Here is an 18,542-nt window from a genome sequence, read left to right as displayed (position 1 = left end):
GGGGAGGGGTTGATTTTATTCCAAGAGAAAAGAAAATCATAATGGCCATAGCAGTGGTGCTCCTAGCAGTTACTATGGCGATTATCTATTATTCTGTTCGATTGCCTTCTAAAAGCGTCATTGCCCATTCTGCTAAAATAGAAAAAATCTCTTTTCTTTACCTGAAAGGAACTAACATGACACCTTACCTCATCGAATTCGGGGACAAAAATGAAGAGCTTAACCAATTAATGAGCATTTTGGATTCCGTTTCGTATACAAGATCGCCGAGATCGTTTTTCAGCAGGAACATAAGAAATGATGGGGGTCCTACGTTTGCATTCATTATCTTTTACCGTGATCGTGACGGAGAAATGAATGATTATTTTTTGGATATGAATCAAGGGGGCTATGTTTTAAGGGAAGGAAAGAAAATGTATAAGATGGTTGATAGGGAAAAGGAGGTTTTTGATCAGCTATCTACATGGCTTTTTGAAAAAGCTGTTAGAATGCCTGTAACTTAGAAGCTGAAAAAGATGAACCGCGGAATGAACGCAGGAAATATGAAACCTCTCTGATGAAAAGGGATGCTTAAGCGCCTTTCGTTTCTTCGTGAGAGGTTTCTTCTCTTTCGTCCGTTACATTCGGCAAATCTCTCTGGGACAGTCCTCGCAGTGGCAAATATTCCTTAAATAGTCGGGATCATTGAGAACGATGCGTCCCCGTTCGGTAGAAATGACGCCAAGATCCTTAAGCTCGTTCAATATCCGGTTAACGCTTTCACGGGTAGAACCAATCATCTCCGCCATTTCCAGATTCGTAATCCGCTTGCCGATGATGGCTCGTGCTTCCTTGTTTGTCCCGCTCGTCCCGTACATATTGTACAGCCGCAGGAGCAGAGAGCACAGGGCGCCGGATTTACCATGCAGCAGCAGGTCGCGTAATTTGCTTTGAGCGGTTCGCTGCATGAGTGCCATCCAGCCCATATATTCCACGGCAAAGTCACCGTTGGTGCGGATGACTTTATCCAGTTCGGCCTGCGGCACAATTCCGACTTCACTATCCTCCAAGGCTTTGGCTTCGAATTGATGAACGGCTCGTCCGAACGGATCGGGTTCACCGAACAGATCGCCGGGAATGTGAAGCGATAAGGTGGCCGACAATCCGCCTTCCAGCAGCTTGGATACCTTCAAGCTTCCGCGGTTTACAAAGTACAGCCGGTCTGCAGGATCGTTCTCCTGGTATAGATAATCGCCGGCAAACAAACGGACAGGCTCAGCCAATTCCCGGATCAGAGCGAGATGCGGTTGTGAATAGACGCAGGAAGTGCCTGCTGGAAACAGCCCTCCATTCCATGCATCGGAACTTACAGCATGATTCTGTTTCATACCATCTTCTCCTTCCATAAGTTTATTCGGCAAGCTGGTAATCGCCATTGGCCAGTTTAAATGTATGGGTCAGACCTGAGGTGAGATAGATTTGATGATCGGTGGTGACGAAAATAGCTTCGGCATCGCCGCGGCTCTCTACCAGTTTCCGTCCTTCCGTTAGTCCAAGCGAGAAGACGGAAGTCGACATGGCGTCAGCGTCCATGGATGTGTCGGTCACAATGGTAACGCTGAGCAGGTCATTATCGACCGGATAACCGGTGAAAGGGCTCAGGATATGGTGGTACACCTTCCCCTCTGTTTCAAAGAAACGTTCGTACACGCCGGAGGTCACGATGGTCTTATTGACGACTTCAAGCGTACCCAGGGACTGCCCGCGATCTTTCCCGGGGTCCTGGATACCGATATTCCATGGCGATCCGTCCGGTTTAGCACCCATGGCAAGGATATTGCCCCCGAGGTCGATGATGGCCGAGTGGAAATCCTGCTGCTGCAAATATTCCGCGATGACGTCCGCAGCATACCCTTTGGCGATGGCCCCCAGATCCAGCGACATGCCTTCCCTCTTCAGTTGGATGGCGTGCGATGCCGGATTCAAAATGACATCCTTGTAGTTCATTCGCTGCATGGCGGCTGTCAGCTCGTCCTCTTTCGGCACAGCGGGGTGTTCGCCCCCGATTCCCCAGAGGTCCACCAGCGGGCCTACGGTCGGTTCGAAATGTCCACCGGAAGCCGCTGCGTAATCGATGGCGGTTTGGACAACCTTGAAGGTTTCCTCGGATACGCTCACTTCGGACTTGCCCGCCGCTTGATTGACCCGATCGATCTCGCTGTCCGCCAGCTGCCGGTTCATGCGTTGGTCAATCCGCTCCAGCAGTACGCCTACCTCATCGAAATGCTGGGACGTCATCCGTTCATCGTAAACGCGGAGACTTACAATGGTATCGAATATAAAGTAACGTTCGGTTGCCGGTTCGTTACTGGCGGCTACCTTCTGATCTGCTTTGTTTGTGCAGCCAATCGATCCCGTCATCAACAGGGTGAGCATGATCAACAGGCTGCTGTAGGAAAGAAGCTTCCTATACATGACAGTGCCTCCTCTTTTTCAGTTCTGGTGCTGTTCTAAATCGAGTTCCTTTGATCCCAGCGTATCAGACCCGTACCTTGCTGAATGTGAGAAAAATCATTTCTGGCACTTGGTGCAGCCCTGATAATGAAGATAAGCAAAGCGAAGTGGAGAGATGCTGATGAAACGCGGAGATATTGGAATAGCGCTCGTGCTGATAGCGGTTGTCGCCTGGTTTGGAATATCCAAGTTTATGGGAGGAGACGGAGCGGCGAAGGGAACCTATGCCATGATCGAGGTGAATGGAAAGCATTATGATACGGTGGCGCTTACGGAAGAGCCCCGAGATATAGAAATCCGGACAGAGCGGGGATATAACCTCTTGAGGGTTTCCCGCCAGGGTATCGAGATGGTGAAGTCGGATTGTCCGGATCAGCTCTGCGTTGGGTTCGGTCACGTTCACGATGTTCATGATACCATCGTATGTTTGCCTAATCGCGTGTTCGTCGAAGTGACCGGAGATCAAGATGAAGGAAGTGAGCCGGATGCCGTTGTCTCCTGATCCCTATGCTCTCCGCAAGCTGGTCGTGATTGCCATCTGCGCCTCCTTATCGGTGGTGCTTGGCATTGTGGAAGCCCTGATTCCATTCGCGGTCACGATACCCGGTGCCAAGCTGGGGCTTGGCAATATTTTGGTTCTGACCTGTCTAGTCTGCCTGGGGGGCAGGGATGCCCTGTGGCTTATTGTTTTAAAGACATTGCTGACTGCCTTTATACTCGGAAGCTTCTCGACCTTCCTGTTCAGTATGTTCGGCGCGCTGGCAAGTTATCTGGTGATGTATGTCATGCTTAGGCTCGGGGGCCTTAATTTCAGCTTAACCGGCGTGAGCATCGCAGGCGGCATCGCTCATAATATTGGCCAATTAACGGCTGCCTCGCTGGTATTGGGAACAACCAAAATTTATTATTACCTGCCATTTCTGCTCGGGGCGGGTGTCGTGACGGGGATTTTTGTGGGATGGGCTGCAAAATATCTGATCGAATCCCTGCGACGTATCGATCCGTTTGGCATGTTTCATACGGAAACCTAAGGAGGAGGCGTTAGGCATGGGCATAATGGATAAGTCAGAGCATGCAGTCCAATTGAAGCATGTATATTACGGACAGGGCTGCACGAACGTGCTCAAGGACGTCTCGCTGACGATTCCCCATGGGCAGTGGGTATGCATCGCCGGAAGGAACGGGGCAGGCAAGTCTACGCTGATTCGGCTGTTAAACGGTCTGCTCCTCATGAGCCGGGGACGCATTCTTATCGATGGGTTGGAACTGAACGGCCGTACGCTGGGGGAGATTCGCCGTCATATCGGCATGGTGTTTGCCAATCCCGATGATCAGTTTGTCGGCCTGACGGTAGAGGATGACATTGCGTTCGGCCTGGAAAATCTGTGCCTGAGCCGGGAAGAGATGCTGCAGCGGATTCGGGCGTACGCGGAGCGGCTGGACATTGTCCATTTGTTGGACCGGCATCCGGCAACCCTGTCCGGCGGACAGAAGCAGCGCGCTGCCATTGCTGCCGTGCTGGCCATGGAGCCTTCCATCATTGTCTTGGACGAGGCAGCTTCCATGCTGGATGAGAAGGCTAAGCATGAGCTGCTGGATTTCATGCGAACCATGCATGCCGAAGGCCGATACACCATCATCTCCATCACCCATGACGTAGAAGAGATGGCCGAAGCAGACCGAATGATCGTGCTGGATGGCGGAATGGTGACGGCGGACGGAAGTCCAAGGGAACTGCTGCTGCAGGAAGAGCTGCTCCAGCGTTGCAGGCTAAAGGTGCCTTTTGCCCTCCAGCTGTGCCGGGAGCTCAAAGCGCGGGGGATCGATATCGGCGAGCTGGTTAGGGAGAAGGAGGTGCTGGAGGCGTTATGGTCATATCATTCGAAGAGGTTTCTTACCGCTACCGGGACCGGGGGATGAGTCCGATTCTTGGACTCGACGGCCTTCATCTGGAGCTGGAGGAAGGCAGAATGATTGCCGTTCTCGGTGCGCCGGGTTCGGGAAAATCAACGCTTCTCCAGCATATGAACGGATTGATACGGGCTGATGAGGGCTTGATTCGCATATTGGATTTCCGCCTTGAACCGGGTGACAGCAAGAAAGTCCCTGCCGGTCTGCGGCAGCGCGTCGGCCTTGTTTTTCAATACCCGGAACAGCAGCTGTTTGAAGAGACGGTGGAGAAGGATTTGCTGTTCGGGCCGCTTAATTTCGGGCGGAGCCCAGCTGAAGCCGCCGAGGCGGTCCGCAGAGCGGCATCCTTCGTCGGATTGGACGAGGAGCTGCTGACACAGAGTCCCTTCAAGTTAAGCTCGGGTCAGATGCGAAAAGCGGCTGTGGCCGCCGTACTGGCGGCTAACCCCGACATTTTGGCTTTGGATGAGCCTACGGCCTCCCTTGATCCTGCCAGCCGCGTGGATTTGCTGGAGCGATTGCATGGATTAACGAGGACCCAGGGCAAGACGGTTCTCATCGTCTCCCATCGGTTGGAGGAAATCGCTGCCTATGCGGACGAGTTCGTTGTAATTAAAGATGGCCGAGTCGTATTTCAAGGGACGGCCAAGGAACTGGTACACCGGCAGGAGGTGCTAGAGCAGGCGGGATTGATGGCTCCGTCGTCTGTGCGGATGGCGGGCAAGCTGGCATCGCAGCTTGGAGTACAGCCTCCGGAGATGCCGCCGGATGCGGCTGCGCTGGCGGATTGGTACGCAGGGCAGCTTGAAATGTAGGGCAGGGCGAAGCAGAGGCGAAAGGAGGAAGCATGGATGAAACGAAAAATCATCCTGGGCCGATATATGGAAGGCAATTCATGGGTTCACCGTCTGGATCCGCGTGCCAAGACGGCTGCCATGCCTCTCTTTATGGTGGCCGTGTTCCTGGTGGACGGATATATGGGGGTGCTCGCGCTGCTGCTGTTCACTGCGGCGGTGATCCGGGCTACGGGTATCCCGTATCGCTATTACATCAGAGCCATGAAGCCGCTGATGTTCCTGCTGTTGTTCATTCTGGTATTTCACATCCTTTATGATGCGGGAGGCGGGAAACTACTGGATGTGGGCGCGTTCAAGGTATATGTCGGCGGATTGGAAAAAGGCATCGTGTCCGCCTCCCGGATGGGACTCTTCATCATGTTGGCGGCGGTGCTGACCTTCACGACCCAGCCGGAGCAGTTGGCCCAGGGGCTCGGCAGCCTCCTGCGGCCCCTGACTTACATCGGCGTGCCGACCGATCGGCTGGTGCTGATGCTCGGCATTGCCCTCCGGTTCATTCCGACCATCTTCGAGGAAGCGGAGCGGCTGTGGAAGGCACAGCAGTCCAGGGGACTTGACCTGTCGTCGCGGCCGCTGAGGGAGAAGGCACGGCTGATCATTGCCCTGCTGGTGCCTGTAACGACAGGCGCGTTCCGGCGTGCCATCGGGCTGGCCGATTCCATGGAAGCCAGAGGCTACCGGCTGGGTGCTCGGCGAAGCAGGTTCAGGGCTTTTGTATGGAAGCGGGCAGACACGCTGTTTGTCGCATTGTTCCTGCTGCCTGTGGCCGCAGCCGCGCTACTGTAACAGCGGACTGAAGAGCATGAAAACCGCAGTCCTTAAGGACTGCGGTTTGTGGTTTATTGTTACTCGAATTTGATAGGAAAGGTCACGCAAACACTGGTGGACGAGTTGCTGCAGTCTTTCGGCTCTGTTTCGTTTTTAATGTCTTTTAATAGCTTTGAGAATTCACCTAGATAAGGCTGCAGGACATGCTTCTTGTTATTGATTTTCCCTTGAACGATCCCGGCAAACCGTCCGTTCTCCGGTACTTCTTTTGTAGAAACGAGTCTACCGTTCTTGTAATTCTCTACTCTATAGTACTCTTCATCCTCGAAGCGTTGATTCAGTCCAGTATAGAGCTCCATAACCCCATAGTCACCCGTTCGATATACGCCTTCTCTGATGGAACTCCCGTAATCCTCCATCTCGTTTGCATATTCGAACCCTTTGTAATCAGGCGTGGACTTATCCCGTTTGTAGTAATTCAGCAGTTGAATATGACCGCGAGCCAATTTGGATTGCATCAGTTCATTTGCCTGCTCCCGATCCGATACGGAAAACTCCAATAGAGTGTTCCCATCCCGATATTCAAACCAAAGGGAGTCTATGGATTGCATCACGGCATGACCCGACAGCAAGTCATGATCCTTGAAAATGCCCTTCGAGATTACATAAAATTCAAAATCAGGGTTGCTTTCGCTCCGAATTCCCGTTCCGTTAGGACGATCGTTTCGCCATTCACCCTCATATACGATTTTCATATCCCCCGGAAGCCTGTCCGATATGTATCTGCCTGTGCCGGATCTTTGTCCATTGTACCAATCGCCGCTGTACACTTTGGAAGGTCCCCATCTCATCGTGCCTTTCCCGTGGGGTTTGTTGTTCTTCACTTCTCCGTAATAGGTTGCTCCGTTTGGGAGGGTCAAACTCACTTTTTGGTTTGAAGCTTCCGTTTCCTCATGGGTAAACAAAAGAAACAGCAATGCTAATGTAAGAAAGCTTAGAAATTTTCTGATCACGTTGTAATACGTCTCCTCTAATCTGCCAATTTTTAATTTCTGGCGTATACCATCGATGGATGATTTACCCAGTCAAATCATAGATGAGATTCATGCCTGCCGTAAAGTTATAATATGGAAATTAAATCAGTGAACTGGGTAATTGTCCGATCTTTTGTGAGTTTTACAATGCATCTCGCGGAAAATATAGATAATAAACACCGATCCTTTACGGAACGGTGTTTTTGTCATACCTATTCATTCATCGGCATCGGCGTATCCGTCGGCTCGAATCCCTCGTAGGCCCGGTCCACGGACTGCCGGATTTCCTTCAGGCTCAGCCCCTGATGCCTGCCGTCCAGGTACATGTTCGTGACGTCCAGGCAGGTCTGGCAGAACTTTGCGTGCGTGGTTGGCGTTAGCCGACCATCGTCCTCTTGAGCATAGTAGCAATTCAGGTTGCTGCTGTGGCCTGCGTCACCGCATCCGCAGAAGCAGGGCATGAAGGCCAAGTGGCTGGCATGGAGGATGGCTGCATTGTATTCCTTCAGGCTGGACATATGCGGAAGAGGCGTATCGGGATGCAGCAGGTAGTCGGTTTTTCCGTCGGAACGGCCAGCAAGAGCTTCCACATAGAGGATGTCGCTGCGATACGCGCCGCTTACTACTTGAACGCCGTTCACGCCTTCAAAGGTTTGCAGCGTAAGCGCGATGGCTTCTTCAGCCCGTTTTCCCTCCTCAGAGCCGGTAAAGGAACGAAACGATGGGGACAGCTCTACCACGGTCACCCCGTGCTCGGTTCGGATTTCCACGAAGGTTACACCATTAGGGATGGCGCTTTCAAGTACAGGCGGCAGCAGATCTCCAAGCTGGGTCAGCATCGTCATGGCACTGACCTTGGGATAGCGGACGGAGGTATCTGTCTGCACATACTGGGATACGGGCGTGAATAAACCGGAATGCGGGTCATAGGCATGGAGGGTTACGCTGGGCATCGTGCTTGGGATGGCGGAAAGAATCGTCCCCTTGGGCGGACGTGCACCGTTTGCAGCGATATCTTCCAGTTCAAGCAGGATCCTGTCGCTTGATATATCCTCGGTCAGTCTCCCGAGTTCTTCATCCTGAGCGTTCAGGAACAGGATGGTCGGGTGCTCCGTAATGCCGTACCTATTAACGGCTCCCGTATCCTCCGATATGCTGAAATACTGGTAACGGTAGGCTGGCGAGGCAGCTTCCATCTGTTCCATGACACCCAGTGCTTTGGAACAGCCGCCGCAGCCCTTGAGCGCAAAGATGGCGATGGAGCTCACTTGTGTATCACCAGTCCTCTGTTCTGCGAGAGGGGATGTCTTGAACAGCATGAAGCCCCCTGCACCAAGCAGGATCAGGAAGGTCGCCAGCGCAATTCTCCACCGCCAGATTCGTGTACGATTCATGTTCTAACACATCCTTTCATATCGAACAGGGATGCATCCATGACGGATGTATCCCTGTTCATTTGGAGTATATGGATTCATGTCTTTAGGGCAGAAAATAATGGAGCAGGGTCTGCAAATCCTGCTGGGCGGGATGATCCGCCAAGTCGCCGATCATCCGCTGAGCCTGTTCCGCATACGATCGGGCAAGCTCCTCGCTTTGCTCAATGGCGCCGCTTGCGGCGATACGCTGGATGACCTCGTCCATGGCAGCCGCCGCAGAGTGGGGGCCAAGCTGTCTGATTCCAGGTGCAAGGGCTGGATCGTTGAGGGCGTAAATCACCGGCAGCGTAATGTTGCCGTTTCGCAGGTCTGCGCCAGCCGGCTTGCCGATGGCCTCTTTGGGCTTCGTGAAATCGAGCAGGTCATCCCGGATTTGAAATGCCATGCCGAGCGACTCTCCGAATTGAAAAAGCCGTTCAGCGGTTCCGGCATCCGCTTTGGCTGCATCCGCACCCGCTTTCAGGCAGTGGGCCATCAACAGGGCGGTTTTGCAGCGTGTTTTCTCCAAATACTGCTCCATCGTCAGTCCGAAGTCGAAGCGGTGATGCAGCTGATCGTATTCTCCCATGCAGAGCTCGGTCACCAACGCCGCAAGCTCGGCTAATCGGTAGGCCTCGTCTTCGGAGATGTCTTCACTGCTCTTGTCGGACTCGTCATTCGGATGACCCGCGGCCCATTCGATGGCGCGGGCAATCATGTAGTTGCCGATGTGCACGGCCGTCTGGACATCCGTTGTTTCATGCAGGGTCGGCATGCCGCGCCGCATATCGGATTGATCGATAATGTCATCGTGCACCAGCGAGGCCATGTGCAAATATTCAAGCAGTACGGCGGTTTTCATGACGGCCGGCTCATGGCCGCTTTTCCCGAAACGGCTGCCGAGCACGACCATAAGCGGGCGCAGCCGCTTGCCGCCAGCGTTAATGAGATCCATGACGCTGCTCAGCACAACGGAGGGAGGAGTGAGGTCACGGTCTGAGGTGACCACCTCCCGGAGCAGGCGGTCGAAGGAAGCGAGATCCACTCCAATTTGGTTATGAATGTTCATCTGTATCAGCGCTCCTTTCCCCGGACAGCTCCTTACGCGCTCCGTTGCTCCAGATAGCTGCGGATTTCACGCTTCAGCTCTTTAAGCAGGATTTCGGGTGAGACGTTCTTCATTAGTTTCAGCTGCATGCGCTTATGGAGGGGGAGAAGCCGGGACAGCAGCTTCCATTCCTTCCGTTTGACGGCAATCCGGTACATGAGCCCGGTCAAATAATCGCCGTCCAGCAGCATACACGTCAATCTCTCGTTATCCTGTGTCTGCAGCTTGCCGTGCTTGCTCAGTGCAGTATGAATCAGGATGCAGCAAGCCAGCACCGTCATTTTGCGTGAATAGGCAAGTTCATAAGCGTTGAGCATATCGGCGATGTCCCTTACCGGTCTGTTATCCATCTCCATCCAATCGATATCCGTTCCGGAATCGATATGCGACCGAAGCAGGTCGATCGTATCCTGTAATAGCTTCATATCCATCGTTATTGACTCCTTCCGGAAGGCTCGTGTTGATTAAGAGTGTGAATGCCGGCAGAACGGTTAGGGCTTGAGTTTGATACGGCAAAGCGCGATACGGTTAGCCCGTTCTATTGAATAGAGAAGAATTAGTCCGTATACACGTACCAGCGCCTTACGATCGGTATTCGTTTCCATGCTTTTTTCAGCCAAGGATACACATAGTAGTCAAGTCCGAACGTGCTGCCTGATCCGCCGATTAAGGCGATCCCGGCTGCCAGATACCACAGCATTTCGTTAGGTGCCATACCCGATACCCAAACCATCGCGCCCATGGCAACGCTGGCTACGGCTGCAGGTGCCGTGAACAATCCGACGATCAGCAGAATGCCGACGATCAGCTCAGCCAGGACCATCGAGGTCTGAAACACATAGGCGAGCGAGGTATAGCCGCCGTCGCCAGTGTAGAACATCAGGTCCATCGACCAATCGACAATGGATTTCATAAAATTCGGAACCGGCAGTGCGGATACCGCTTCGGCAGTATAAGCGGAGGCGGCGGACACCGCATCTGCCGCTCCGGCTCCGGCTGCATCGGCGCCTGCAGCGGAAGCTGCACTTACGCCGTCGGCTGCTTTGGCAGGAATGAGGAACACTTTATCCGGATCCTCGATAATCTTGTGGATTTTATCCCATCCATGTGAGAGCCACATCCATCCGGCAAAAATCCGCAGCGGAACGAGCCAGAAATTCGGAGACCGTTTGGCAAAATGTCCGCCCACAAAGCTGCGGTTGTTCCGGACGTGGAAGAATTCATGCAGCAGGTAGTGATATACCTTGTTGAAGCCGCAAACCTGGAACAAATAGAGCATATTGATCATATGTTTAACCAGCATAGCCGGGAAGCCGCTGAGCCTGAACATGTGGCCCGGCACGCCCACGTTGGCTACCCCGTAGCGGCTGCCGATACAGACCATCGTTCCGTGGAACGTCGGTTTGTAGGATTTCATCGGTTTGTTTAACAGTTCGGCCACGATGTTATGCGCAATGACCGGGGCGGCGAGTTCCGCATTTTCTACCATTTGAGGTACGGGTGCAGCCGCGCCTTCAGGAATGTAGAAAATATTGTCCCCGACGACATAAACGTTCGGATGGGCAGGAACTTGAAGCTTATCGTTGGTCAAAATGCGCTTGCGGCCTTTTTGCTCGACATCCATATTGCCGACCACATCGGAGCCTTCCACCCCTGCGGTCCAGATAACGGTTCGGGATTTGATGTCGCTGCCGCCGACGGTAACGCCGTCCGGTTTCACTTCCGTAATCTTGGAGCCTGTGATGATGTTGACGTTCATTTTGCGCAGCCGTTTCTCGGCTTTGCGGATCAATGGCTCGGGCAGGATCGGCAGGATTTTGTCGACCATGTCGGCAACGTGCAGCGTAACCTCGTTTGGATCCACGTAGAATTCCTTACATAATTGCTGCGTGAACTCGGCCAACTCGCCGATCATCTCAACCCCGGTGAATCCGCCGCCGACCACGACGAAGGTCAGCATTTCTTTGCGGACCTGCGGGTCGCGCTCCAGCACGGCTCTTCGGAACATATTCAGGGTGTGTTCTTTCAGACGGACCGCATCGTCATACGACCATAAGGTAAAGGCGTGTTGATCTGCGCCCGGTATGCCAAAGAAGGTTGGCTTGCTGCCTGTTCCGATGACCAGATAATCGTAGGTGTAGGTTTGTTTCTCTCCGCGGAGTGTTTGGCCGTCAAAGTCAATGCCACCGATTTCATCCAGCACCACGTCTACATTTCGGAATCCGGAGAACACTTTCTTCAGGTCGATTTTGATGGAATCCTCCTCGACCCGGTTCGCGGCTACTTCATGCAGCTCGGTCAGCAGTGTATGATACGGCTTGCGGTCGATGAGTGTTATCCGCAAATCCTTCTGTTTGCGCAGTCGTTTAGCCAGCTTCTTGGCGGTAAGTATACCGCCATATCCGCCGCCCAGCACGATAATCTGTTTCATGCGAATCTCCCCTCAAGGAATAGTTGTCTTCTATCTATCGCTCTTGTTCTTATTTGGCGCCTTCGAGTGCTTTTGTTGCCAGTTCTACAAATCCGTTGACGTGGATCGACACACCGGAGATGGCATCGGTTTTGCCGTCTTCCGCCGTTACGATGGCTTGCGGATCTTGCTTTTCAATCAAATACTGCTCGGCTTGATAAGCCTGTTCATGCCATTCGGATTGAGCTCCGCCGTTCTTCATGCCGTATTCACCGGATTTGGAACGGGTAACTTTATCGGTACCGCCGTCTTTATGAATGCCGTTCCAGCTGACCGCGGCGATCTTGCCGTTAATAACGGTAACGTCGACGGTTTCTTTCCAACCGGACTTGGCATCAAAGTCAGCCGCTTCCGCGTGATAGCTGCCGTCTTTGTATGGTCCTGCTTCAACAGGTCCCGCCGCCAGCGCTTTTGCTGCCAGTTCCGTAAATCCGTTGACATGGATCGACACCCCGGACACGGCATCCGTGCGGCCTTCGTCGTTTAAGGTCAAGCCTTCAACCGACTGCTGAGCCACCAGGTATTCCTCCATTTTGGCTGCCTGCTCATGCCATTCCGTTTGAGCGCCGCCTTTTTCCTTCATGCCGTAGAAGCCTTTTTCGGAAAACATCTTCTTGTCTAAGCCGCCGTCCTTATGAAGTCCGTTCCAGTTGGCGCTGACGATCTTGCCGCCTTCGACCTTAATCGCAACAAGTTCCTTCCAGCCGGAATCTTCGGCAAAATCGCCTTCAGCGTAATATAAGCCGTTCTGCAGGGTTCCTTCTGGTGAAGGCTGTTCCGCATTACTTGCGTTATCCGTGTTTTGGCTCTCTGCCGGTTTGTCCGTGGTGACAGGCTCTTTGTCTCCGTTGCCTCCGCAGCCTACGAGCAGCGCAAACATCAACATGACGGAGAGGGATAGAGAGAGTGTCCTTTTCATTCTGGTTTCCTCCTATAATTTTGTGAATTACTTCACAAATATTGTTCTTGAGTTCATTTTATTCTTAAAAGGAATAGTTATCGGTGAAAAAAATCACAAATAGTGTCGGTGCTTCATGTTCGGATTGATTTCCGTTGATTGCACATGAAGCACCATGGGTCAGATAATGCCTCGAATGTCATCCAGCGATTGGATGCCTTCGCTTTCCATCAATTCAATCAATTCTTCTGCCAGGGTATCGCCTGCGCGCAGGTTGATGAAGTTGTAGGTTCCGATCTGTACGGCTGCCGCACCTGCCATGATGAATTCGAGGATGTCCTCGGCGCTGCTGATTCCGCCGATTCCAACAACCGGGATGGATACTGACCGTGCTACCTGATGGACCATGCGGAGCGCGATCGGCTTTATTGCCGGTCCGGACAACCCGGCGTAGGCTCTGTCAAAAACGCTTCGCCGTTCCCGAATATCAATCGCCATCGCTTGGATCGTATTAATGAGCGAAAGACCATCAGCGCCTTCGGCCTCACACATGCGTGCCATTTCCTTTAAATCCCTTGCACCGGGAGAAAGCTTGACGAGCAGCGGCAGTGTGGTCGCTTTCCGGACTGCGCGAACCACCTCTTGAGCCTGCTCATTCTCAACGCCGAAGGCCAGCCCGCCTTCCTTGATGTTGGGGCAGGAGATGTTGAGCTCAATCATGTCCACGGCTCGTTTGCCGGATGACCGTAACTTGAGGCTGGCTTCGGTAAGCAGCTCGGCCCCCTCCGTATATTCCCGTATGGTGCCGCCGGCAAGATTGACGACGACCGCCGTCCCGTGCGAGGTCATCTCGGATAATTCATGCTCCAGAAAAGCGTGAATGCCCGGATTCTCAAGGCCAATGCTGTTCATGATGCCGGATGGCGTTTCATAAAGCCGTGTTCCTGAATTGCCGATTCGTGGAGTCAGGGTCAGTCCCTTGGAGATAATGCCTCCAAGCTTGCGAAGCGGATACAGATCCGCATACGGTTTGCCGAATCCAAACGTGCCCGATGCCGCCAAAATCGGGTTAGCCAGCGGTACGCCCGCCAGTTCACAATCGATGGAGATCATTCCAGTTCACCTCCTTCGCCGGAAATACGGGGCCATCGGTGCATACCTTGCGGCTAGAGCCAGCGGAGGTTAACGTGCAGCTGTTGCATGCCCCGATGCCGCAGCCCATTCGCTTCTCGATGGAGACGTGGAGCTTGGCGTTTGTCCCCTCCGCTTTTTGGGCCAGACTGTGCATCATGGCAACCGGTCCGCATGCGAATATCGTGTCATAGCGGCTCGGGTCCACGGCATCTACAATGGTGCCGCCGGATTTGACGGTGACATTGCGGCTTATTTCGTGAAATCCGTTGACCGCGAAGGGCACCCCGGTATATCCCAGATAGACGCTGGATTCAGGAATTTCCTTCGCTGCCAGCAGCAGCGGGGCTGCTCCAATGCCGCCTCCTACCAGTGCCGTCCGGCCCTGGGGTTCAGGGAATCCTTGGCCGAAAGGCCCCTCCAGCTGAATCTTGTCACCCGCTTGAAGCGCTGACAGCAGCCATGTGCCTGTTCCGTGCACGCGATATAAGAAGGAAACGGAGTCCTCCGTCAGATTATGGATGCTGATCGGTCGTGACAGCACGGGATAGGCATCCCAGCAGCGAAGCATGAAGAACTGTCCCATTCGTGCCGAATAGCTGCCTTGAACGGTAAGTCGATAGATGCGATGGGCCAGTCTGACATTTTGAATAACAAGGGCCACGTTCTCATTTTCCTCCCTTGGCGTATTTTTTCCGCCCGTTATGTTCCTTGCTACAGTATCACAGACCGATAACGCTACCTGTGACATTTCTCATATTCAGGCGTTATCCGGGATTGATACCTTTTGTATACATACACGAGACTGAAAAGAGTGGGGGATCATATATGAGAACACTGGTGATCGTTGCACATCCGGGTCTGCACGAGGGATCACGGATCAATCGCGAACTAACCGAAACGGTGAGACATCATCATGAGGTGACGGTGAATGACCTCTATCAGCGGTATCCGGATGGAGGCATCGATATCGAGGCCGAACATCAATTGCTGCTCCAGCATGACCGCATCGTGTTTCAGTTCCCTTTTTGGTGGTACAGTTCTCCGCCCCTTCTGAAGCATTGGTTCGACGAGGTGCTGACCTTTGGATGGGCGTATGGTCCCGGCGGTGACAAGCTTCAGGGAAAAGAGTGGGGCATAGCGGTTACGCCGGCGGAGCAGCGGAGGCTTATGGCAGCGAAGGATACAACCGCTACACGGTGGAAGAGCTGACCCGGCCCTATGAAGTGACGGCGAACCTGGTAGGCGCGATTTATTTGCCGGTATATACCGTTCATAATGCCATGCAGCTGACGGATGAAGAGCTGCGGCGTCATGCGGAGGATTTTGCCAGGTACGTTACAGGAGCGGTGAGATCCAGATAAGGGTTACTATCGAAAGCGTGCAACTGCTGCAGTGATGGTTCGAATTATGGTTGACGGGTGGGCAAAAGGACAGGTTGTAAGCTCCTAACTCCAAATGGTGAATATGGAGGCGGTAGCCCGTTGAAAAGTGAAGAACTGAATTGCTGATAAATTAGCCTGGCGGCGGAAGCTGCCGGGCTTTTCGGTGGTACTGGCTACTCCGAGCGATAAGGAGTGATTGCCGCATTTGGATGCAATTAAAGTCTTCTGAAACTGCTGCGATTTTGTTTATAGACTGCGGATGATGTTCTCGTAGAAAAGGTAGCTCGACGAGTGCTACGACTTGTTTATTGGACGGAAGATGTAGATGCATGAACCGCCAAATGATTCCAAAACATACGTTGCATTGTGGAGACGCTTATTTTATACTCATATACATAGATTTACGATACATAGATTAACTAGGTATTGGAGTGATAGGGGAATGGGCATTAACAAAGAGCTGCTGAAGGGCAGCACTGTTATTTTATTGCTTACCGTGTTGAACAAGCGGGAAATGTACGGGTACGAGCTGATCAAGGAGATCGAGCAAAGCTCGGACGGGGTGTTTCTGATGAAGGAAGGCACGTTATACCCGATTCTGCACACGCTGGAGGCGGAAGGTTGGCTGGATTCCTCCTGGAGCCAGCATGATGGACGCAAACGGAAATATTACCGGATTACCGAGCGCGGCAGGGAGCAGCTCCATGAGAAGACCAAGGAATGGGTCAAATTCCGCACGGCGGTGGATACGGTCATCGGGGAGGGAAGCTAGCGTGCGACCGGTTGAAGAATACAAGGTTGTCCAAGACTTCTTGGCCCGGGTGTGCAAGCAGGTACGCGCAAGAGCCATGCATCCGGAAATCCGCGAAGAGCTGCTCGGCCATATCGAGGAGCGGACGGAGCTTCTGATGCTGGAGGGCAATGCGGAGGAGCCTGCGGTGCAGGAAGCGGTGAAGCAAATGGGGGATCCGGGGGATATCGGCAAAAGCCTGCATTTGGCTCACCGGCCTCAGATGGATTGGAAGCTGCTCGTCCTGCTGGCTTTGCTTTCGATCGTTGGGTTGATCGGTTCACTTACGGTGGATTATGCTGATACGGAATTTGTGGCGGGCTTTTTCATTAGAAAGGCATTTTTCTTCGGTATAGGACTGATCCTTCTCATCAGTTTCTATTTCCTGGACTACAGAAAGCTCAAGAAATACTCCGGGGTTTTGTTTTTTATTACGCTATGCCTGATGGCACTTACGTTAATTCGGGGTGTCGACGTCAATGGACTTAAGATTTTCTTGGTTTTCGGTCCAATAGCGGTCCCAATGCTCGGTGTAACATCTGTTTTTCTTCTCCTTATCGCCTTGGCAGGCATGAAGCCTGCTAGCCAGTGGGGACCGTGGGAGAGTGCATTCCACATTCTATATCGGGGTGTGCTGCCGATCGTACTATACAGCTTGAGCGGTTCCATGGTGTATATGTTCATCTACCTGCTAGGATTCCTGGTACTGACCTGGACGACGAAAAAGAGTAGTAAACAATTTGCCTTACTGGTAATGCTGCCGTTCATTGGATTAGCCTATATTTTATTTTTAAAAAGGTTTTATATTATGTGGAGACTTGAGGGGCTCGCAGACCGTGAGGGGGACGGTGGATATTTCATGCGAGTTATCGCGGATGCCGTTTCTTCTGCCGGTTGGTTCGGCCAAGGCTTTGCTGCGCCGAATCCGGGGATCCCATACGTTTATAGCGACTCCATATACCCCTATCTGATTTATTGCTTTGGCTGGATGTTTGGTATCCTGGTTGGCATGGTCGTTCTTTTGTTCCTCGCCAGAATGTGGAGCATAGCCAATGTACTTCACGATTCCTACGGGAAAAATATCGTGATCGGTGTCATCGTGGTATTGGGGCTGCGTCTGCTCATACCGATCATTATGGGACTTGGCGTGGTACCCATTGTGAGCCTGGACTTTCCTTTTATCTCGTATGGCGGCGTCAACAACATGCTGGATATTGCCATAGTCGGCCTGCTCCTCTCCATTTACAGACGCAAAAACATGATCCCAAGCGAGGTGGGAGAAGCAGCCCCGATGAAGGTGGCTTAGTTGAATGTTCTATCTAGGCAGCCTCTATCTTAATCGGACAGACTTATCGTACAATACCTAACTGTTTTTAACTTACATGATGACTAGATAACTCTCTTCGGATTGGTTCAGGAGGAACGGGATTCAATAAACCACGGATGTTCATCCGAGGTATGATTGAGCGCCAGACCCATCTTGATGAGAGTTATCTTTTTTTATCGAAAAAGGCTGTAAAAAGATTCATTTTTTAACTAATAACCCCTATCTATATTCGAGGCTATGCCATCAAACTTATGTAATTTAAACGATAACTTACATTCTGGTCAAGGAGGAACCACATGCGGCAAATGGAGGAGAATATGGTTGTCCGGCAATTTTTGGACCGGGTGTGCAAGCAAGTGCGCACGAAGCAAATGCATCATGAAATTCGAGAGGAGCTGCTGGGTCATATTGAGGATCGGGTCGAACTGTTGATGCTGGAGGGACATCCTGAAGAGTTAGCTGTACAGGAAGCGGTGAAACAAATGGGGGATCCGGGGGATATCGGCAAAAGCCTGCATATGGCTCATCGGCCTCAGTTGGATTGGAAGCTGCTTCTTATGCTGGCCCTGTTCTTAATCATTGGACTGGTTGGCATGCTGAGTGTGTATTACGCGGATGAAAGGTATTCCGTTAGCCTAATAGAAAGGAAGTTGTTTTACTTCGGAATCGGAGTTTTATTCCTTATTGGTTTTTATTTTCTGGATTATCGGAAGCTGCACAAATACTCGGCCCCTGTGTTTTTCTTTATCGTTATTTTAATGGCCGTTTCATTGGCATATGGGCAACTGCACGATATAGGAACTGCCTATATCAACATAGGTCCCATTGGAGTCAATATCACCACCTTCTCCTTGATACCGCTTCTACTCGCTTTGGCAGGGATGAAGCCTGCCAGCCAGTGGGGACGGTGGTAGACGGTATTGAATATCCTTTATCGAGGAGTACTGCCTGTGGT

19 protein-coding genes and 1 pseudogene are annotated in these 18,542 nt (G+C 52.3%); 10 read left to right on the top strand and 10 right to left on the bottom strand.

The annotated features are described in order from the left end of the window. Positions 1–41 precede the first annotated feature (41 nt). On the top strand, positions 42–503 hold the full coding sequence (locus ACQKPA_RS12320; RefSeq protein WP_427492543.1) for a hypothetical protein: 462 nt from the start codon (positions 42–44) through the stop codon (positions 501–503). 114 nt (positions 504–617) lie between these two features. Here the strand turns inward: ACQKPA_RS12320 and ACQKPA_RS12315 are convergent, their stop codons facing one another. Further along, positions 618–1,367, bottom strand: a complete 750-nt coding sequence (locus tag ACQKPA_RS12315; protein ID WP_427492541.1) for a Crp/Fnr family transcriptional regulator — start codon at positions 1,365–1,367, stop codon at positions 618–620. A gap of 22 nt (positions 1,368–1,389) precedes the next feature. Continuing rightward, the gene (locus ACQKPA_RS12310; RefSeq protein WP_427492539.1) at positions 1,390–2,454 is read right to left on the bottom strand and encodes an FAD:protein FMN transferase; all 1,065 of its coding nucleotides are present in this window, start codon (positions 2,452–2,454) and stop codon (positions 1,390–1,392) included. A gap of 160 nt (positions 2,455–2,614) precedes the next feature. Here ACQKPA_RS12310 and ACQKPA_RS12305 point away from each other — a divergent pair, with 160 nt between their 5' ends. The 5 genes from ACQKPA_RS12305 to ACQKPA_RS12285 are packed head-to-tail and all read left to right on the top strand — an operon-like array spanning position 2,615 to position 6,047. Further along, on the top strand, positions 2,615–2,995 hold the full coding sequence (locus tag ACQKPA_RS12305; protein WP_427492537.1) for a NusG domain II-containing protein: 381 nt from the start codon (positions 2,615–2,617) through the stop codon (positions 2,993–2,995). Further along, positions 2,979–3,524, top strand: coding sequence for a Gx transporter family protein (locus ACQKPA_RS12300; RefSeq protein WP_427492792.1), 546 nt, complete (start codon positions 2,979–2,981; stop codon positions 3,522–3,524). The genes ACQKPA_RS12305 and ACQKPA_RS12300 overlap by 17 nt, the downstream gene beginning before the upstream one ends. 16 nt (positions 3,525–3,540) lie before the next feature. After that, a complete protein-coding gene (locus ACQKPA_RS12295; RefSeq protein ID WP_427492535.1) occupies positions 3,541–4,413 on the top strand; it encodes an energy-coupling factor transporter ATPase in 873 nt (290 codons plus the stop codon). Then, complete coding sequence (locus ACQKPA_RS12290) at positions 4,362–5,219, top strand: ATP-binding cassette domain-containing protein (RefSeq protein ID WP_427492533.1); 858 nt, start codon at positions 4,362–4,364, stop codon at positions 5,217–5,219. The genes ACQKPA_RS12295 and ACQKPA_RS12290 overlap by 52 nt, the downstream gene beginning before the upstream one ends. 36 nt (positions 5,220–5,255) lie before the next feature. Beyond that, on the top strand, positions 5,256–6,047 hold the full coding sequence (locus ACQKPA_RS12285) for an energy-coupling factor transporter transmembrane component T family protein (protein WP_427492531.1): 792 nt from the start codon (positions 5,256–5,258) through the stop codon (positions 6,045–6,047). A 59-nt stretch (positions 6,048–6,106) separates the two neighbouring features. Here the strand turns inward: ACQKPA_RS12285 and ACQKPA_RS12280 are convergent, their stop codons facing one another. From ACQKPA_RS12280 to ACQKPA_RS12245, 8 genes are all read right to left on the bottom strand, one after another. After that, positions 6,107–7,042, bottom strand: a complete 936-nt coding sequence (locus ACQKPA_RS12280; protein WP_427492529.1) for a hypothetical protein — start codon at positions 7,040–7,042, stop codon at positions 6,107–6,109. A 233-nt stretch (positions 7,043–7,275) separates the two neighbouring features. Next, positions 7,276–8,457, bottom strand: a complete 1,182-nt coding sequence (locus tag ACQKPA_RS12275; protein ID WP_427492527.1) for a PCYCGC motif-containing (lipo)protein — start codon at positions 8,455–8,457, stop codon at positions 7,276–7,278. A gap of 85 nt (positions 8,458–8,542) precedes the next feature. After that, positions 8,543–9,547: a polyprenyl synthetase family protein gene (locus tag ACQKPA_RS12270; protein ID WP_427492525.1), complete on the bottom strand. Its 1,005-nt coding sequence runs from the start codon at positions 9,545–9,547 to the stop codon at positions 8,543–8,545. Positions 9,548–9,579: 32 nt separating this feature from the next. Next, on the bottom strand, positions 9,580–10,017 hold the full coding sequence (locus ACQKPA_RS12265) for a hypothetical protein (protein WP_427492523.1): 438 nt from the start codon (positions 10,015–10,017) through the stop codon (positions 9,580–9,582). 125 nt (positions 10,018–10,142) lie between these two features. Next, the gene (locus tag ACQKPA_RS12260) at positions 10,143–12,017 is read right to left on the bottom strand and encodes an FAD-dependent oxidoreductase (protein ID WP_427492521.1); all 1,875 of its coding nucleotides are present in this window, start codon (positions 12,015–12,017) and stop codon (positions 10,143–10,145) included. A 49-nt stretch (positions 12,018–12,066) separates the two neighbouring features. After that, positions 12,067–12,975 (bottom strand): FMN-binding protein, encoded by a 909-nt coding sequence (locus ACQKPA_RS12255; protein ID WP_427492519.1) that lies wholly within the window; start codon positions 12,973–12,975, stop codon positions 12,067–12,069. A gap of 159 nt (positions 12,976–13,134) precedes the next feature. After that, entirely contained in the window at positions 13,135–14,067 is a 933-nt protein-coding gene (locus ACQKPA_RS12250; RefSeq protein ID WP_427492517.1) for a dihydroorotate dehydrogenase, read from the bottom strand. Further along, positions 14,048–14,749: a dihydroorotate dehydrogenase electron transfer subunit gene (locus ACQKPA_RS12245; RefSeq protein WP_427492515.1), complete on the bottom strand. Its 702-nt coding sequence runs from the start codon at positions 14,747–14,749 to the stop codon at positions 14,048–14,050. The genes ACQKPA_RS12250 and ACQKPA_RS12245 overlap by 20 nt, the downstream gene beginning before the upstream one ends. A 164-nt stretch (positions 14,750–14,913) precedes the next feature. On the opposite strand from ACQKPA_RS12245, the pseudogene ACQKPA_RS12240 reads away from it, so the two are divergent. The 4 genes and pseudogenes from ACQKPA_RS12240 to ACQKPA_RS12225 all read left to right on the top strand — a co-directional run bounded on the left by ACQKPA_RS12240 (position 14,914) and on the right by ACQKPA_RS12225 (position 18,501). Then, positions 14,914–15,449, top strand: a pseudogene (locus ACQKPA_RS12240) (NAD(P)H-dependent oxidoreductase). A 463-nt stretch (positions 15,450–15,912) separates the two neighbouring features. Further along, positions 15,913–16,242, top strand: a complete 330-nt coding sequence (locus ACQKPA_RS12235; RefSeq protein ID WP_009595865.1) for a PadR family transcriptional regulator — start codon at positions 15,913–15,915, stop codon at positions 16,240–16,242. A 1-nt stretch (position 16,243) separates the two neighbouring features. Next, positions 16,244–17,566, top strand: a complete 1,323-nt coding sequence (locus ACQKPA_RS12230; RefSeq protein WP_427492513.1) for an FtsW/RodA/SpoVE family cell cycle protein — start codon at positions 16,244–16,246, stop codon at positions 17,564–17,566. Between the two features lie 317 nt (positions 17,567–17,883). Further along, on the top strand, positions 17,884–18,501 hold the full coding sequence (locus ACQKPA_RS12225) for a permease prefix domain 1-containing protein (RefSeq protein WP_427492511.1): 618 nt from the start codon (positions 17,884–17,886) through the stop codon (positions 18,499–18,501). The last annotated feature ends 41 nt before the right edge of the window (positions 18,502–18,542 follow it).

Origin of the sequence: Paenibacillus sp. NPDC093718, from assembly GCF_050279985.1 — a bacterium.
GTDB lineage: Bacteria > Bacillota > Bacilli > Paenibacillales > Paenibacillaceae > Paenibacillus_AQ.
This window is presented reverse-complemented; position numbering and strand designations above follow the sequence as displayed.

What these genes read in the sequence shown, in the direction of transcription:
- ACQKPA_RS12320 (WP_427492543.1), top strand. Translation starts at nt 42, where the DNA reads ATGGCCATAGCAGTGGTGCTCCTAGCAGTTACTATGGCGATTATCTAT.
- ACQKPA_RS12315 (WP_427492541.1), bottom strand. Translation starts at nt 1,367, where the DNA reads ATGAAACAGAATCATGCTGTAAGTTCCGATGCATGGAATGGAGGGCTG.
- ACQKPA_RS12310 (WP_427492539.1), bottom strand. Translation starts at nt 2,454, where the DNA reads ATGTATAGGAAGCTTCTTTCCTACAGCAGCCTGTTGATCATGCTCACC.
- ACQKPA_RS12305 (WP_427492537.1), top strand. Translation starts at nt 2,615, where the DNA reads ATGAAACGCGGAGATATTGGAATAGCGCTCGTGCTGATAGCGGTTGTC.
- ACQKPA_RS12300 (WP_427492792.1), top strand. Translation starts at nt 2,979, where the DNA reads ATGCCGTTGTCTCCTGATCCCTATGCTCTCCGCAAGCTGGTCGTGATT.
- ACQKPA_RS12295 (WP_427492535.1), top strand. Translation starts at nt 3,541, where the DNA reads ATGGGCATAATGGATAAGTCAGAGCATGCAGTCCAATTGAAGCATGTA.
- ACQKPA_RS12290 (WP_427492533.1), top strand. Translation starts at nt 4,362, where the DNA reads ATGGTCATATCATTCGAAGAGGTTTCTTACCGCTACCGGGACCGGGGG.
- ACQKPA_RS12285 (WP_427492531.1), top strand. Translation starts at nt 5,256, where the DNA reads ATGAAACGAAAAATCATCCTGGGCCGATATATGGAAGGCAATTCATGG.
- ACQKPA_RS12275 (WP_427492527.1), bottom strand. Translation starts at nt 8,457, where the DNA reads ATGAATCGTACACGAATCTGGCGGTGGAGAATTGCGCTGGCGACCTTC.
- ACQKPA_RS12270 (WP_427492525.1), bottom strand. Translation starts at nt 9,547, where the DNA reads ATGAACATTCATAACCAAATTGGAGTGGATCTCGCTTCCTTCGACCGC.
- ACQKPA_RS12265 (WP_427492523.1), bottom strand. Translation starts at nt 10,017, where the DNA reads ATGGATATGAAGCTATTACAGGATACGATCGACCTGCTTCGGTCGCAT.
- ACQKPA_RS12260 (WP_427492521.1), bottom strand. Translation starts at nt 12,017, where the DNA reads ATGAAACAGATTATCGTGCTGGGCGGCGGATATGGCGGTATACTTACC.
- ACQKPA_RS12255 (WP_427492519.1), bottom strand. Translation starts at nt 12,975, where the DNA reads ATGAAAAGGACACTCTCTCTATCCCTCTCCGTCATGTTGATGTTTGCG.
- ACQKPA_RS12250 (WP_427492517.1), bottom strand. Translation starts at nt 14,067, where the DNA reads ATGATCTCCATCGATTGTGAACTGGCGGGCGTACCGCTGGCTAACCCG.
- ACQKPA_RS12235 (WP_009595865.1), top strand. Translation starts at nt 15,913, where the DNA reads ATGGGCATTAACAAAGAGCTGCTGAAGGGCAGCACTGTTATTTTATTG.
- ACQKPA_RS12225 (WP_427492511.1), top strand. Translation starts at nt 17,884, where the DNA reads ATGCGGCAAATGGAGGAGAATATGGTTGTCCGGCAATTTTTGGACCGG.